Genomic DNA, 13,601 nt, shown 5'->3' with positions numbered 1-13,601 from the left:
CTCAGCCACCCCCAGATGGAGTTCCGGCTCAGACAACTCCAGCTCAACCACCCACAGATGGAGTTCCACACACAACAACTCCAGCTCAGCCACCCACAGATAGAGTTCCAGCTCAAACAACTCCAACTCAACTACCCTCAGATGGAGTTCTGAGGCAAGCAACTCCAACTCAACTACTCTCAGATGAAGTTCCCTCAACTCTTTAATAGCATGCACCTCACCTCCCCCTCGTCGCTCCTGCTCCACGCATAAAAAAGGCAACTTACCCAACATAACGGGGGAAGTTGCCTGAGTTTGAGTTTTAATTGGTTTTGATTACATCATGCCTGGCATGCCGCCACCCATTCCTGCTTGAAGGTTTTCTTCTTCAGGAAGTGCTGCAACCACAGCTTCTGTTGTTAACAGTAAGGCTGCTACTGATGCTGCATTTTGTAAAGCGGTGCGTGTAACTTTAGTTGGGTCTACAATACCAGATTGAACCATGTCTTCATATTCACCAGATGCCGCATTGTAGCCAATACCTTTATCAGCTTTGCGTACATGCTCAACGATAACAGAACCTTCTTGACCTGCATTTTCAGCGATTTGGCGAACTGGTTCTTCTAAGGCACGTGCCACGATTTGAGCACCTGTTAATTCATCTCCTTCAAGTTGTAAATCAAGAACAGCTTGTTGAACGTTCACTAACGCAGTACCCCCACCAGGGACGATTCCTTCTTGAACTGCTGCGCGAGTAGCGTTCAACGCATCTTCGATACGTAGTTTGATTTCTTTTTGTTCAGTCTCAGTTGCTGCACCAACTTTAATTACAGCAACGCCTCCCGCTAATTTAGCTAAGCGCTCTTGTAATTTTTCGCGGTCGTATTCTGAAGTCGTATCTTCGATTTGTGAACGAATTAAGCTGACACGTTGGTTGATATTTTCGGTCGCGCCATTTCCTTCAATAATTGTTGTATTATCTTTTGTGACGCGAACTTTACCAGCTGAACCTAAATGATCTGCTGTAGCATCTTTCAATTCGTAACCTAACTCTTCGGAAATCACGGTGGCACCCGTTAAAATCGCAATATCTTCTAACATCGCTTTACGACGGTCACCAAATCCAGGTGCTTTCACTGCAACGACGTTCAATGTACCACGTAGTTTATTTAAAACTAATGTTGGTAATGCTTCACCTTCTAAGTCTTCCGCAATAATTAATAGTGGTTGACCTGATTGCATTACGGACTCTAACATTGGCAAGATATCTTGCACGTTGTTAATCTTGCGGTCCGTAATAAAGATGGCTGGGTTGTCCAGTTCCGCAATCATTTTCTCGTTATCAGTGACCATATATTGTGATAAATAACCACGGTCGAATTGCATTCCTTCAACGACGTCCATTTCAGTCTCAATTGTTTGGGCATCTTCAATGGTAATAACCCCATCTTGACCTACTTTTTCCATCGCTTCAGCAATTAAATCTCCAACAACTTGTTCACCTGATGACACAGCTGCAACTTGAGCTACGGCTTCTTTTGAAGATACAGGTTGTGATTGTTCTTTTAATGCTTCAACCGCTGCTGACGTTGCTTTTTCAATTCCGCGGCGAATGCCAACTGGATTAGCTCCAGCTGTAACGTTCTTCATCCCTTCGCGCGCAATCGCTTGTGTTAATAATGTTGCGGTTGTTGTTCCGTCACCTGCGATATCATTTGTTTTTTGAGCAACTTCCATCACAAGTTGCGCGCCCATATTTTCGAAGCGGTCTTCTAATTCAATTTCACGTGCGATTGAAACACCGTCGTTCGTAATTGTTGGTGATCCGAATTGTTTATCTAAGACAACGTTACGCCCTTTTGGACCTAAAGTTACTTTAACCGTATTCGCTAATGTATCAACACCACGCAATAAAGCTGCGCGTGCGTCTTCTGAAAATTTAAGTTCTTTTGTCATATTATCTCTCCTAGTCTATTCGTAATCTATCGGGAAATTAGCCGACAACAGCTAATAAATCTTTCTCTTCAATAATTAAAACAGATTCGCCTTCATGCTCCACTTCTGTTCCTGAGTAGTTTTGGAAGAAAACAGTATCGCCAACTTTAACAAGTTCAACTTCTGAACCGACAGCAATAATTTCACCAAATTGTTCTTTAGATTTGGCAGAAGACGGTAAAACAAAACCACTTGCTGTAGTTTCCTCAGTCTCTGCTACTTTAATGACAACACGCTTACCTAAAGGTTTAATCATATTCGATACCTCCGTTATTAGTTTATATTTATTAAAAAATTTAACGGTTAGCACTCTATGCATTCAAGTGCTAAGCCCGATAACTATATAATAGTCTAATTAGGTCAAAAATGCAAGTGAAAAGAAGCAAATAAAAAAGCCTCTCATCCACAAATGATAATGTCTCAAGTAACCGTAAATGAAAATGTCCCACTTTAGTGTATATTAAATCTAAGGAGGGATCTCAATGGAGGATTATCTTAACATGAATGAGACACATAAATATAATATCATCAAGGCTGTCGTCAATGGACGGAAATCCAAAGCTCGTGCTGAAGTGGAATTAAACTTATCCAGACGACAGATCAATCGATTGATTCTTAAATACAAACAAGAGGGGCGAAAAGGCTTCAGACATAAGAATGCCAATCGCAAACCTTCTAAAACCATTGACCGTCATACTCGAAAGCGAATCGTTCAGCTCTATCGCTCGAAATACTATGACTTTAACTTCACACACTTCCATGAAAAACTTCAAGAAGTTGAGGAAATCCTTCTCTCTGAAAGCTCGCTAAGAAATATCTTGAAGGAAGCACACATTGTCTCGCCTCTAGCTACCCGTCGAACTAAACGGCGTGTCGCTAAAGAGCTCGAAGACAAAGCAGACAAGAAAGGCCTGACCCCTCACGAAAAAGAAACCTTACAGGAGGTTCAAGTCGTTGAAGCCTCAAAAGCACACCCGAGTCGCCCACGATGCAAATATGCTGGGGAACTGCTTCAGATGGATGCTTCAGAACATCAATGGTTCGAGGCTGACGAGAACTATTACTATCTCCATGCCGCGATTGATGATGCCACTGGTACAGTCGTTGGTGCTTATTTCGCAGCACAGGAGACACTTGAAGGCTATTATCAAGTCTCACATCAATTCCTGACCCACTACGGTATTCCTCATCGCATTTTGACAGATTATCGATCCATTTTCTCAGGCGTCAACACCCCAAAAAAGGGCGCTGCTCTTGAAGAACAGGCCCTCACTCAATACGGATATGCTTGCCAGACACTTGGAATTGAACTGGAAGCGACCTCAGTACCCCAAGCTAAAGGACGTATTGAACGTCTTTTCGGTACGTTTCAAAACCGCTTACTTCAAGAAATGCGGTTAAATGGTATCCGTAATATGGATGAAGCGAATCAGTTTCTAAGGGACTATCTCCCACAGTTTAATCAAAAATTCGCCCATCCCATTAAAGATAGCATAAATGCCTTTGAAACACTATCAGCAGACACAAATCTCGATTACATCCTCGCTAGATTTGCCCTGCGTGTCATTCACTCTGGTCATACTGTTCGATACAACAACCATGTCTATCATCTTCACGACCAGCATGGGAGGCAAGTCCATTTGCCAAGAAAAACTAAAGTTATGGTCATTAGTACGCGTGATTTACAACTCTTTGTCTCTCATAAAAATCAACTCTTTAAGCTAATTGAAATGCCGTCACACCAAGCCATATCTAAAATACTAGATATTCAAGAAGCTAAGTCTAAACCGAAACCACACATTCCACCGATGTCGCATCCGTGGAAAGGACAATCTTATCAACGTTACCTAAAGAAGCAAGAATACATAAAGAAAAAAGAGCTAATTGAAGTGTAGTGATAATCCCTCGTGATGAAGGACGATGCGCTTTTTGTATCGTCCATCATCACGAGGCAACCAAGCGAAGCGCGGTAGTTTTTAACCCTCTTTCGTTACACGCTAAAAACCCAAAAATCGGGACATATTCATTTGTGCTTGACAGTGAAAAGAAGCAAATAAAAAAGCCTCGCAATTTCGTACGAGGCTTATCAGGGTTAGTACTTATATTCTTGATAATCATCTACTTGATCCATATTCGAATCAATAAAGTAGATGAGCGTCTGCAGTTCATTCGTTAAGTCAACATTTTGGATGCGGACATTATTCGGTACATCGAATCGTAAGGGGGTAAAATTCAAAATACCACGAATGCCGGCAGCGATTAACTCATTTAATATCGTTTCTGCAGTTTCTTCAGGTACTGCTAGAACAGCAATTTCATAATGACTCTCTTGGATGCGTTCCGTTAATTCATCGACACTATAGACAGGGATCCCATTTTGGGAAGTGCCGATTAAATTAGGGTCATTATCAAATGCCGCTTCAATATGAAAGTTACCATTTTTGCGGAAGTTATAATTGAGTAGCGCTTGACCGAGATGGCCTACACCTACTAGACAGATTGAAGTCAATCGTCCTTGGTTAAGTACCTTTGAGAAAAAGTCGATCAAAGTATCCACATCATAACCGTAACCCCGCTTACCTAAAGCACCGAAGTACGAAAAGTCACGCCGGATGGTTGCACTGTCAATCTTTACAGCTTCACTTAATTCGCTGGAAGAAATCCGCTTCTTACCTGCATTATGTAAATACCGCAAGTAACGATGGTAAATTGGCAACCTTAACGCTGTGGCACGGGGAATCGAATAATTCGACATTTGCTTGCCTCCTTCCATTCTTTATTCAGGGTATGAGATAATTGTATCATTTATTCACAATCTTTGGTATCTTTCCTATTTAATTTGGTATACTTTATTTTGAGAACCAATATAGCGAGGTTTTAAAAATGATTTTATTACAACTCAATAATGTGGCACGACACTTTGGCGATATTACTTTATACGATGATGTAAACTTTTCTATCCAGTCGCAAGATCGTATCGCTCTTGTGGGCCGTAATGGAACGGGGAAATCGACTTTAATTAAACAAATTATAGGGCAAGAACCTTTGTCTGGTGGCACGATTACGAAGCAACGCGGTATTAAGATTGGCTATTTAGAACAGCATGTCGCCCTAAATTCAGACCGAACCATCTGGGAAGAGATGCTTTCGATTTTTGATGATTCCATTGCTTTACGCGAAGAGGCAATGCGAGCATCGGAGCGTCTCGCTCAACTGAGTGACCAATGGGACAGCCCGGCATACAAACAAGCTTTAGCCGATTACGACCGGTTGCAAGAAAAGATGCAGCACCGTAACGTTTATAGTATTGAGTCCGATATTCGGATGGTCCTTCACGGCTTTCGTTTTTATGAAGAAGATTACGATCGACCGATTAACTCGCTCTCAGGCGGACAACAAACTCGACTTGCATTAGCACGTACGCTTTTGATGGATTACGATCTATTAATTCTCGATGAGCCTACCAACCATTTGGATATGGAGACGCTCAATTGGCTGGAAGGATTTTTAAGCAATTATCGCGGAGCTCTACTGATTGTTTCACACGACCGCTACTTCTTAAATCGCGTCACCCGTACTGTGGTCGAATTGCGCCATCACACTTCTCACCTCTATAAAGGGAATTATGATTTTTATTTAAAAGAAAAGGCACTTCGACTCTCTCAAGAAATGAAACAGTATGAAGCCCAACAAGAAGAAATTTCTAAATTAGAAGATTTTATTGCGCGAAATATTGTCCGGGCCTCAACGACCAAACGAGCCCAAAGTCGCCGGAAAAAACTTGAAAAAATGACTCAAATTGAAAAACCACTGCAAGATGATAAAGCTCCCCGTATTCAATTTAGCGCTGCAAGAGAATCGGGTGAACGGGTAATCGATGCAGAAGATTTGGCGATTGGCTATAACGCAGAAGAAACACCCGTTGCGACAGACTTAAATGTAGAATTAAAACGACAAGATGCGGTTGCGATTGTCGGACCGAACGGGGTTGGTAAATCGACTTTAATTAAAACTTTAATTGGACGAATCCCTGCATTAGCCGGAACAATCAGCATTGGAACTAAAGTTGATATTGGCTACTATGACCAAAATGTAAACCAACTGAATCCTAATTTGACGGTGCTAGAAACACTTTGGCAAGCGCATGACACCGTCGATGAGTGGAAAATTCGCAGTATTTTAGGAAGTTTTCTATTCACAGGTGAGACCGTTGAAAAGAAAGTCGCCATGCTCAGTGGGGGCGAAAAAGCTCGGTTAAGTCTGGCGCTTTTAGCAAGTGACCACGATAATACGTTACTATTAGACGAGCCGACCAACCACTTAGATATTGATAGTAAGGAAATCCTCGAAGAAGCACTCATTGATTATGACGGGACCTTGCTCTTTGTCTCGCATGACCGCTACTTTATCAACCGAATTGCAACGCAAATTTTAGAAATTACACCCACAGGAAGTCAACTTTATTTAGGCGATTATGATTATTACTTGGAGAAAAAATCTGAACAAGAAGCCATCGATGCGATGTTGGAAAGTGAAGAAGAAATTGTCACAACGACTCCGACCCCAACCATCAGTAATTTTGAAGAAAACAAGCAGTTAAAACGCGAATTAAAACGCCTGACGACACTCGTTGAAGAAACCCTAACACGCTCTGAAGAGATGGATCAAACGATTGAATCAATCCACCAACAACTAGTCGTGGCCTCCGAAATCAATGATCAAGTGCGGTTGCTAGAGCTCCATCAAACATTGCAACAAGTCGAAGCCGAGCAACTTGAAGTTCTCGACCAATGGGAAGAAGCGAGTTTAGCGTTAGAAGCTTTCGAAGCGCAATATCCACATGTTCAAATTTAAACGCCTCACTCAAAAAATATCCCGTACCTACGCTGAGGTACGGGATATTTCTATATTATAACATCAAGCCGGGTTTCGCATTTAACCATAAATCTGTTAAGCGACCTTGCTGCAAATACTGATCCGCTGCTGCACCAATCATCGCAGCATTATCACCACATAGTGAAAGCGGTGGAATTAAAAGTGTTATATCCGGATATTGACTGGCAATTAACTCTGTCACCATCGAACGAATGGCTGAATTGGCTGCCACCCCACCGGCTAAGATAAATTGTTTCACTTCAGGATGCGCTGCAAGTGCTTGATCAATTTTCGAATGGAAAATTTCAACCACGGCGGCTTGGAAACTTGCCGCCAAATCTGCATGGTCGATACTCTCGCCGCGTTGTTTGGCATTATGAACCAAATTCATTACGGCACTTTTCATGCCACTGAAGCTAAAGTCAAGTGAGCCATCATGAAGCATCCCACGTGGCACGTCATAGCGAGAGGCATCACCTTGATGAGCCAATTCATCTAAATATTTTCCAGCCGGATAAGGCAAATCTAAAATCCGACCGACCTTATCGTAAGCTTCACCAATCGCATCATCGCAAGTTTCACCTAGTATTTCAAAGGATAGGTGATCTTGCATATAGACAATTTCTGTATGGCCACCACTGACAATTAACGCCAGCGCTGGAAACTCGAGCGGTTGCATCAACTGAGCTGCATAAATATGGCCCGCCAAATGATTTACAGCAATCAATGGCTTCTCAATGATTTGGCTTAAACTCTTAGCCGCTGTCACACCAACAAGAAGTGCGCCAACGAGTCCTGGACCTTGCGTAACCGCTACAGCATCAAGATCTGATATTGCTAGTTCAGCTTGTTCAAGCGCTAATTGAATGACTTGCGTAATTTGCTCGGTGTGATGACGGCTCGCAACTTCAGGAACAACTCCACCAAAGCGCATATGGCTACGAATTTGTGAAGCAACGACATTGGCTAAGATACGTTGCCCGTCTTCAATCACAGCTGCACTCGTCTCGTCACAACTTGTTTCAATGGCTAAAATTCGTCTCGTTGTCAAAATTTGCTTCACTCCATTCCATCATAATAGCATCTTCGTTTGGGTTTTTATAATAATTTCTCCGGACACCTAATGTCACAAAACCTACTCGCTCATAAAGTGAACGCGCTCGTTGATTCGATGCACGTACTTCTAAAAAACAGCGTTCCAACGTCGTTTGCTCCAAAATACAGCGTAATAACTGATAGCCATAGCCTTGCCCGCGATAAGCTGGGGAAATGTAACAACGGAGAATCTCCAGTTCCCTAGCTAATTCTACACCTGCTACATAACCGATCCCCTCTTCAATAAAATAGACGGTATATGGATTGTCGCGTTCTGTTCGAAACGTTGCTAACGTATCATTAAACTCTGAAAAACTTTCAATAATTAACTCTTTTTGTGCTGGGGTTAATTGTTTACCCGTTAAACGTTGCATCCCATCACCTACATATAGCGGCACATAAAATAGGCCGTTTCTTGATTATCGTCATAATAGAAAGGAATGTCCTTTATTTTGATAAAACGATGTGCCCGATAGAGCTGTTGCGCCACTTCATTTGATTGACGGACTTCCAAGGTTATTTGTGGAAGCTGATGTTGCGCCACCAATTCAATCCATGCCGTAAGTAAGTAGTTTCCTAATCCTAAGCGTTGGTGTGAAGTTTGCACAATTAAATGGCTAATATGGGCCCCTCTTGCTAAGAATCGCCCGGTAATCATCCCTACCACTTCTTTAGATTCGACCTCTTCGAGCAATAAGTATACACAATAAGGATTGTGATGGTAGTCATAGACAAAGTCTCGATATCGCCAAGCTTGAAAGCCTCGATAGCCATCTTCCTGGAGTCGCATCAATGTCTCCATATCTTCAGCCAGCGCAAAACGCAAACGGAATGATTGTGCATTACGCTCCAGCACTTCTTGTTGATCAAGGTAATGCTGAGACTGTTGCATAATGACATGCTTTCCTTTAGCTCGATTGGGGGTAAGAACTTCTAATAATCGGCGCACCGAGGTCTCTCCTTATCTTGCATTTTATTAATAGCGGTCAATCAACGATTCTCGCTCATCGGATGGTTGATCGCCTGGCTGGGCAGCTTGCCACTCTCTTTCGGCTAACGTTTGTTGTGTATAATTCGGAGCCAGAGTCGCAATGTCATCCACTCGCTCTGAAATTAACCAATTCATTGCCTCTGCCACGCGCGGTTGACTGCCCCAACCTTGAATCACCGTCGTCTCTTGTTGCAATGCACTGGACTCAATTATTTCCTCAAAAGGTTCAAGCGAATGCCCCACAAAAACGATTGAGTCCGTCGGCGCAAGATGTGACTGAATCGTATCTAGCCATACATCAAAGTCACAATGCGTATCGGGTAAGACCGCAATCAATTGTTGCTTTTCTTGATGATAGCGATATAAACCGGTATATGCCGTCCCACGACGTCCATCTATCACTGGCACGATAAAGCTTGAAGGTATTGCGTTCGCTATCCATCCGCTCACTGCCAAAAGACCTAGACTTGACACAGTATAGAGTGGGACTTGGTTAAACTGTGCCCATGTCTTGGCATAGGTTATGCCAATCCGCACTCCAGTAAAGGAACCCGGCCCACAGCCCACAATCAAGGCCGCCACTTCCCGCGCACGCCAATTCAGTACTTTCAACGTGCTATCAATCACCGCCGCCAGCGTTTCGCCATGCTTCCTGGCTCCGATTAACGTTTGTTGTGCTAAAATTTGCCATGATCCGTTCGGATATTCTCCTTCAATCGCACCGATGGCTAAGGCCTCTCCAGCCGTATCAAGAACAAGATACTTCATCTTAATCCCTCAAATTCTAGTATGCTCTCGCTAACCAAACGGTTACTTTCGATGGTTTGCCGGTTACAATACACGTAGATTTTGGTTCAACCATTCCTTCAAACGGAATATTACGTGTCGTAAATCCAGTACGTTCTTTAATTAAAGCTTCGGTTTCTTCCGTTCCGTCCCAGCCTGCTAATACCCAACCTGGATACTCTCCTTCGGCACGTTTTGATTTAATATGCGCTTCTAGTTCTTCTAATGTGTCAATATTTGTATAAATATTCGCTTCATTAAACGCGCGTGCTTTTTCTAATAGGCGAACTTGCATTTCATCTAACGCTTCAACGACACGCTCAACCACTTGGTCTAATGCGACCTCTTCCTTATCTTCTAAGTCGCGCATTTTAATAATGGCTTTTTGATTTTCTAAATCTCTTGGTCCAATTTCGATACGCAATGGCGCTCCGCGAAGCTCCCACTCATTAAACTTAAAGCCTGGACGGTTATCACTATCATCAATGACTGTACGGAATCCACGTTGACGTAATTCAGCATTGATTTTCTCGAGTGTTTCCATAATCTCTGGATTTTTTTGCCATGGACCGACTGGAATCATCACAACTTGTTGAGGAGCCATGCGTGGTGGTAAGACGAGTCCTTGGTCGTCACTATGGACCATAATCATTGCACCGATTAAGCGCGTAGAAACTCCCCATGATGTCGTATAGGCTAAGACATGCTCGTTATCTGGGTTTAAGTAGCGAATATCAAATGCTTCCGCAAACTTAGTTCCCATATAATGACTTGTTCCTGCTTGGACACATTTAGTATCTTGCATCATCGCTTCAATCGAATAAGTTCGTTCTGCCCCAGCAAAACGCTCAGATGGCGTCTTTTCCCCTTTGAAGACTGGGATTGCCAGTAAACCTTCTACTTCTTCGGCATAAATATCTAACATTCGTTGTGTCCGTGCCTCAGCCTCTTCTGCTGTCGCATGAACCGTATGCCCTTCTTGCCATAAAAATTCACTCGTACGTAGGAATGGCAAAGTACGTTTTTCCCAACGGAAAACGTTCGCCCATTGGTTAATCTCTAATGGTAAGTCACGGTAAGACTGAATCCAACGCGAATAAGCGTCTCCAATTACCGTTTCAGATGTTGGGCGTAGCGCTAGTCGCTCTTCTAACTTTTCTCCCGCTGCTTCCGTCACCCAAGGTAATTCTGGTGAGAATCCTTCAATATGATCTTTTTCTTTTTGGAAGAAATTTTCTGGAATCAACATAGGGAAATACGCATTACGTACGCCTTCTTCCTTAAAGCGCTTGTTAAATGCTTCTTGAATATGTTCCCATAACTCATAGCCGTTCGGCTTGAAAATCATACACCCTCTCACCGGTGAATAATCCATTAAATCTGCTTGCTGAATCGTATCTAAATACCATCTTGAAAAGTCTTCTTTACGTGTAACCATTTCTAATTCCCTCCATATAAAAAAATACTGTTCCCGTCCACATCAGGACGAAGAACAGTGAGTCTCCGCGGTACCACCTTCGTTGTCAATCCTTTGATTGACCGCCTTTGCCGATAAGGAGGCTAACCCAAACTGATTCAATGCTAATAGTAGGTTCAATCATTTGAGTGGGAAGTTCTTCGCAGCACCGAACTCTCTCTGATACCGTCATGTGATTTACTATTCTATTATTACGTTCATTATAAGCTTTATCATCTGCGAAAGCAATCGTTAGTCGGTAATTATTTGCGTCGCATCGGGGCTTAAGACATAATTTGGCAATCGACGAATTTGCGAAATCGGCCACCATGCAAAGACCGCTTCGCCAATCACATCTTCTACATCAATAAATCCAAAACGGCGACCATCCAATGAGTTTTGACGGTTGTCACCGAGAACGAAAAGTTTACCTTCTGGCACTGTCGCTTCTCCGGTCAAGGATTCTAACGTAAAATCATTGGTTACTTTACCACCTCTTTCAGCTTCCATTTCCGCTAAGTAAGGTTCATCCAAGGGATGCCCGTTAAGGTAAAGTTGTCCATCCTTATAGGCTACACGATCTCCTTCAACACCGATTACCCGCTTAACATAAAGCTTCGTTTCTTTTTCATCATCCTTTTTCTTTTCATCATCCGTTTCTTCTTCATCATCATAATGTAATGGCGTCGGGAAGATGACGACATCAAACCGATCCGGTTCAGCGAGCTTATACATAAACATCTTCTCGCCATCATGCAATGAATACTCCATGGATGATCCATCGACCTCGAAAGGTTCCGCAACATATGTGTAGATCCCCTTAATCGCAACAAATACAATAATAAATGTGATTGCAAAACTAAAAAGTTCTCTTAAAATATTTTTAATCATTCCGTCCATACCTTTCTTTAATCGGTAGTTTATTAAATTCTATTATAAGCTTTCTGATTATCGGATTCAATGAATTACTTATGGTATGAATGTCCGTATCATTGGTAACTGAGGTTTATTTATATCACTTCTTATGTTATGGGTCACGTATCTTGATCTTTTAGCGGTTTCAATAATTTATGTATGGTACTTTAAACAATACTTGGACTATAATTTACATAAAAAATAAATAATACCTAACAGCTACTATCTGTTAGGTATTTCTTATATTATCTATCTTTTACCCATGAATGTGGTTTACTCCTACCATCTCTAGTCTTTACCTTACGTGTACAATTTCCAGGTTGTGGCCTACCATTTGAAGATCGTCTGGCACCACAATAGCTACATCGCCACCTATCTTGCCTCATAGCCATAGATTATCACCCCCTTTTTATCTTCTTCTTAGTTCGTTTTGTATTACTCTTAAATCTATTTCATCTTTCTTAGATAAGTCGTCCTTATTCCTAATAACATCTAATCGGTGCTGCAATCCTTCTGTAGATGCAGACTTCCCAGATGACTAGACTTTACTCTCATATTTCTCTATAAATTCATCTTGATTTTCAATGATATCTACAATCGCATTTTTTGAAAAATTAAATACACCGCTGATTATCCTTTTCATCATTATGGTTCACCTTTTTCTATTTCATTTATTATTCTTTTTACCCATCTGGTGGAAAAACCGTAAAATTCCGTTAAGTCCCGAACATCAACATTGGGATTTTCTTTGTATATTTTTCTTATCTTATCTGCTGTTAAATCTTTATCATAGAGTTTCATTGGGTAGGAAATTTGTTGTCCTTTAAAAAAATAATGAAACTTCTCTAAAGTTTCAGACTGTAGACAAAGCTTATTAAATCACTTATTTCGAGTGATTTAATAAGCTTTTTTCGATATAATAAAAAGAAAACGGGTGATTTCTATGATGTCCATTAATGCTGAAAGTAAGACGTTTGAAGCACGTCACCAAATCGCATTTCATGCGCTTGAAGATCTTGTTCCTGAGGAACATCTTCTAAGAAAAATTGATCGCTACATTGACTTTTCTTTCATCTATGATCTGGTCGAAGATGTTTATTGCCTTGATAATGGGCGTCCCAGTATCGACCCGGTTACTTTGATTAAAATCCCAATCATTCAATATCTCTTCGGGATTCCAAGCATGCGTCAAACGATTCAAGAAATTCAAGTAAATGTAGCTTATCGTTGGTTTCTCGGTTTATCTTTTACGGATGCCGTGCCACATTTTTCAACATTTGGAAAAAATTATAAACGGCGTTTCGAAGGAACCAATATCGCCGAACAAATTTTTTCACAGATTCTCATCCAGTGCTTTGAGGCAGGCGTGGTCGATTCTAAAGATATTTTCATTGATGGCACCCATGTTAAAGCTTGCGCCAATGGTCGGAAGTATACAAATGAGGAAGTCCTTATCCAGGCAAAATGGTTAGCGGATGAGATGATGGAAGCTGTTCAAAAAGATCGGGA

General features: G+C 41.7%; 13 protein-coding genes and 1 pseudogene. 3 read left to right on the top strand and 11 right to left on the bottom strand.

What is annotated here, in order from left to right:
• From HMPREF9707_RS09080 to HMPREF9707_RS05790, 3 genes are all read right to left on the bottom strand, one after another.
• Nucleotides 1-216: hypothetical protein (locus HMPREF9707_RS09080; protein WP_040443193.1), on the bottom strand; the 216-nt coding region annotated here is incomplete at its 3' end.
• A gap of 99 nt (nt 217-315) precedes the next feature.
• Nucleotides 316-1,935 carry a chaperonin GroEL gene (gene groL, locus HMPREF9707_RS05795; protein ID WP_006701765.1) on the bottom strand — a complete coding sequence of 540 codons (1,620 nt, stop codon included), beginning with the start codon at nt 1,933-1,935 and terminating at the stop codon, nt 316-318.
• A gap of 37 nt (nt 1,936-1,972) precedes the next feature.
• Complete coding sequence (locus HMPREF9707_RS05790) at nt 1,973-2,230, bottom strand: co-chaperone GroES (protein WP_006701764.1); 258 nt, start codon at nt 2,228-2,230, stop codon at nt 1,973-1,975.
• 226 nt (nt 2,231-2,456) lie between these two features.
• Between HMPREF9707_RS05790 and HMPREF9707_RS05785 the strand changes: the two genes are divergently transcribed.
• Nucleotides 2,457-3,869, top strand: coding sequence for an ISNCY family transposase (locus HMPREF9707_RS05785; RefSeq protein WP_006701099.1), 1,413 nt, complete (start codon nt 2,457-2,459; stop codon nt 3,867-3,869).
• A gap of 197 nt (nt 3,870-4,066) precedes the next feature.
• Here HMPREF9707_RS05785 and HMPREF9707_RS05780 read toward each other — a convergent pair whose 3' ends face one another.
• Complete coding sequence (locus HMPREF9707_RS05780; protein WP_006701763.1) at nt 4,067-4,729, bottom strand: redox-sensing transcriptional repressor Rex; 663 nt, start codon at nt 4,727-4,729, stop codon at nt 4,067-4,069.
• A gap of 128 nt (nt 4,730-4,857) precedes the next feature.
• Here HMPREF9707_RS05780 and abc-f point away from each other — a divergent pair, with 128 nt between their 5' ends.
• Nucleotides 4,858-6,828 carry a ribosomal protection-like ABC-F family protein gene (abc-f, locus tag HMPREF9707_RS05775; protein WP_006701762.1) on the top strand — a complete coding sequence of 657 codons (1,971 nt, stop codon included), beginning with the start codon at nt 4,858-4,860 and terminating at the stop codon, nt 6,826-6,828.
• A gap of 55 nt (nt 6,829-6,883) precedes the next feature.
• On the opposite strand, the gene tsaD is transcribed toward abc-f, so the two are convergent.
• The 7 genes and pseudogenes from tsaD to HMPREF9707_RS09335 all read right to left on the bottom strand — a co-directional run.
• Nucleotides 6,884-7,903, bottom strand: coding sequence for a tRNA (adenosine(37)-N6)-threonylcarbamoyltransferase complex transferase subunit TsaD (gene tsaD / locus HMPREF9707_RS05770; protein ID WP_415751410.1), 1,020 nt, complete (start codon nt 7,901-7,903; stop codon nt 6,884-6,886).
• Nucleotides 7,872-8,318 (bottom strand): ribosomal protein S18-alanine N-acetyltransferase, encoded by a 447-nt coding sequence (gene rimI / locus HMPREF9707_RS08545; protein WP_006701760.1) that lies wholly within the window; start codon nt 8,316-8,318, stop codon nt 7,872-7,874. Before rimI (HMPREF9707_RS08545) ends, tsaD begins: the two co-directional genes overlap by 32 nt.
• A gap of 8 nt (nt 8,319-8,326) precedes the next feature.
• Nucleotides 8,327-8,893 (bottom strand): ribosomal protein S18-alanine N-acetyltransferase, encoded by a 567-nt coding sequence (rimI, locus tag HMPREF9707_RS05760; protein WP_006701759.1) that lies wholly within the window; start codon nt 8,891-8,893, stop codon nt 8,327-8,329.
• A 27-nt stretch (nt 8,894-8,920) separates the two neighbouring features.
• The gene (gene tsaB / locus HMPREF9707_RS08540) at nt 8,921-9,703 is read right to left on the bottom strand and encodes a tRNA (adenosine(37)-N6)-threonylcarbamoyltransferase complex dimerization subunit type 1 TsaB (protein ID WP_006701758.1); all 783 of its coding nucleotides are present in this window, start codon (nt 9,701-9,703) and stop codon (nt 8,921-8,923) included.
• 16 nt (nt 9,704-9,719) lie between these two features.
• Entirely contained in the window at nt 9,720-11,159 is a 1,440-nt protein-coding gene (proS, locus tag HMPREF9707_RS05750) for a proline--tRNA ligase (protein WP_006701757.1), read from the bottom strand.
• A gap of 270 nt (nt 11,160-11,429) precedes the next feature.
• Nucleotides 11,430-12,068, bottom strand: a complete 639-nt coding sequence (gene lepB / locus HMPREF9707_RS05745; RefSeq protein WP_006701756.1) for a signal peptidase I — start codon at nt 12,066-12,068, stop codon at nt 11,430-11,432.
• A gap of 669 nt (nt 12,069-12,737) precedes the next feature.
• A pseudogene (locus HMPREF9707_RS09335) lies at nt 12,738-12,920 on the bottom strand (Mor transcription activator family protein); the annotation flags it as partial.
• 118 nt (nt 12,921-13,038) lie between these two features.
• Here HMPREF9707_RS09335 and HMPREF9707_RS05735 point away from each other — a divergent pair.
• A partial coding sequence (locus HMPREF9707_RS05735) for a transposase (RefSeq protein ID WP_232217668.1) occupies nt 13,039-13,601 on the top strand: 563 nt, incomplete at its 3' end.

The sequence above is a fragment of the Falseniella ignava CCUG 37419 genome (assembly GCF_000301055.1).
Taxonomy (GTDB): Bacteria; Bacillota; Bacilli; order Lactobacillales; family Aerococcaceae; genus Falseniella; species Falseniella ignava.
Note: the sequence above shows the minus strand (reverse complement) of the source record. Positions and strands in the feature narration are given on the sequence as shown.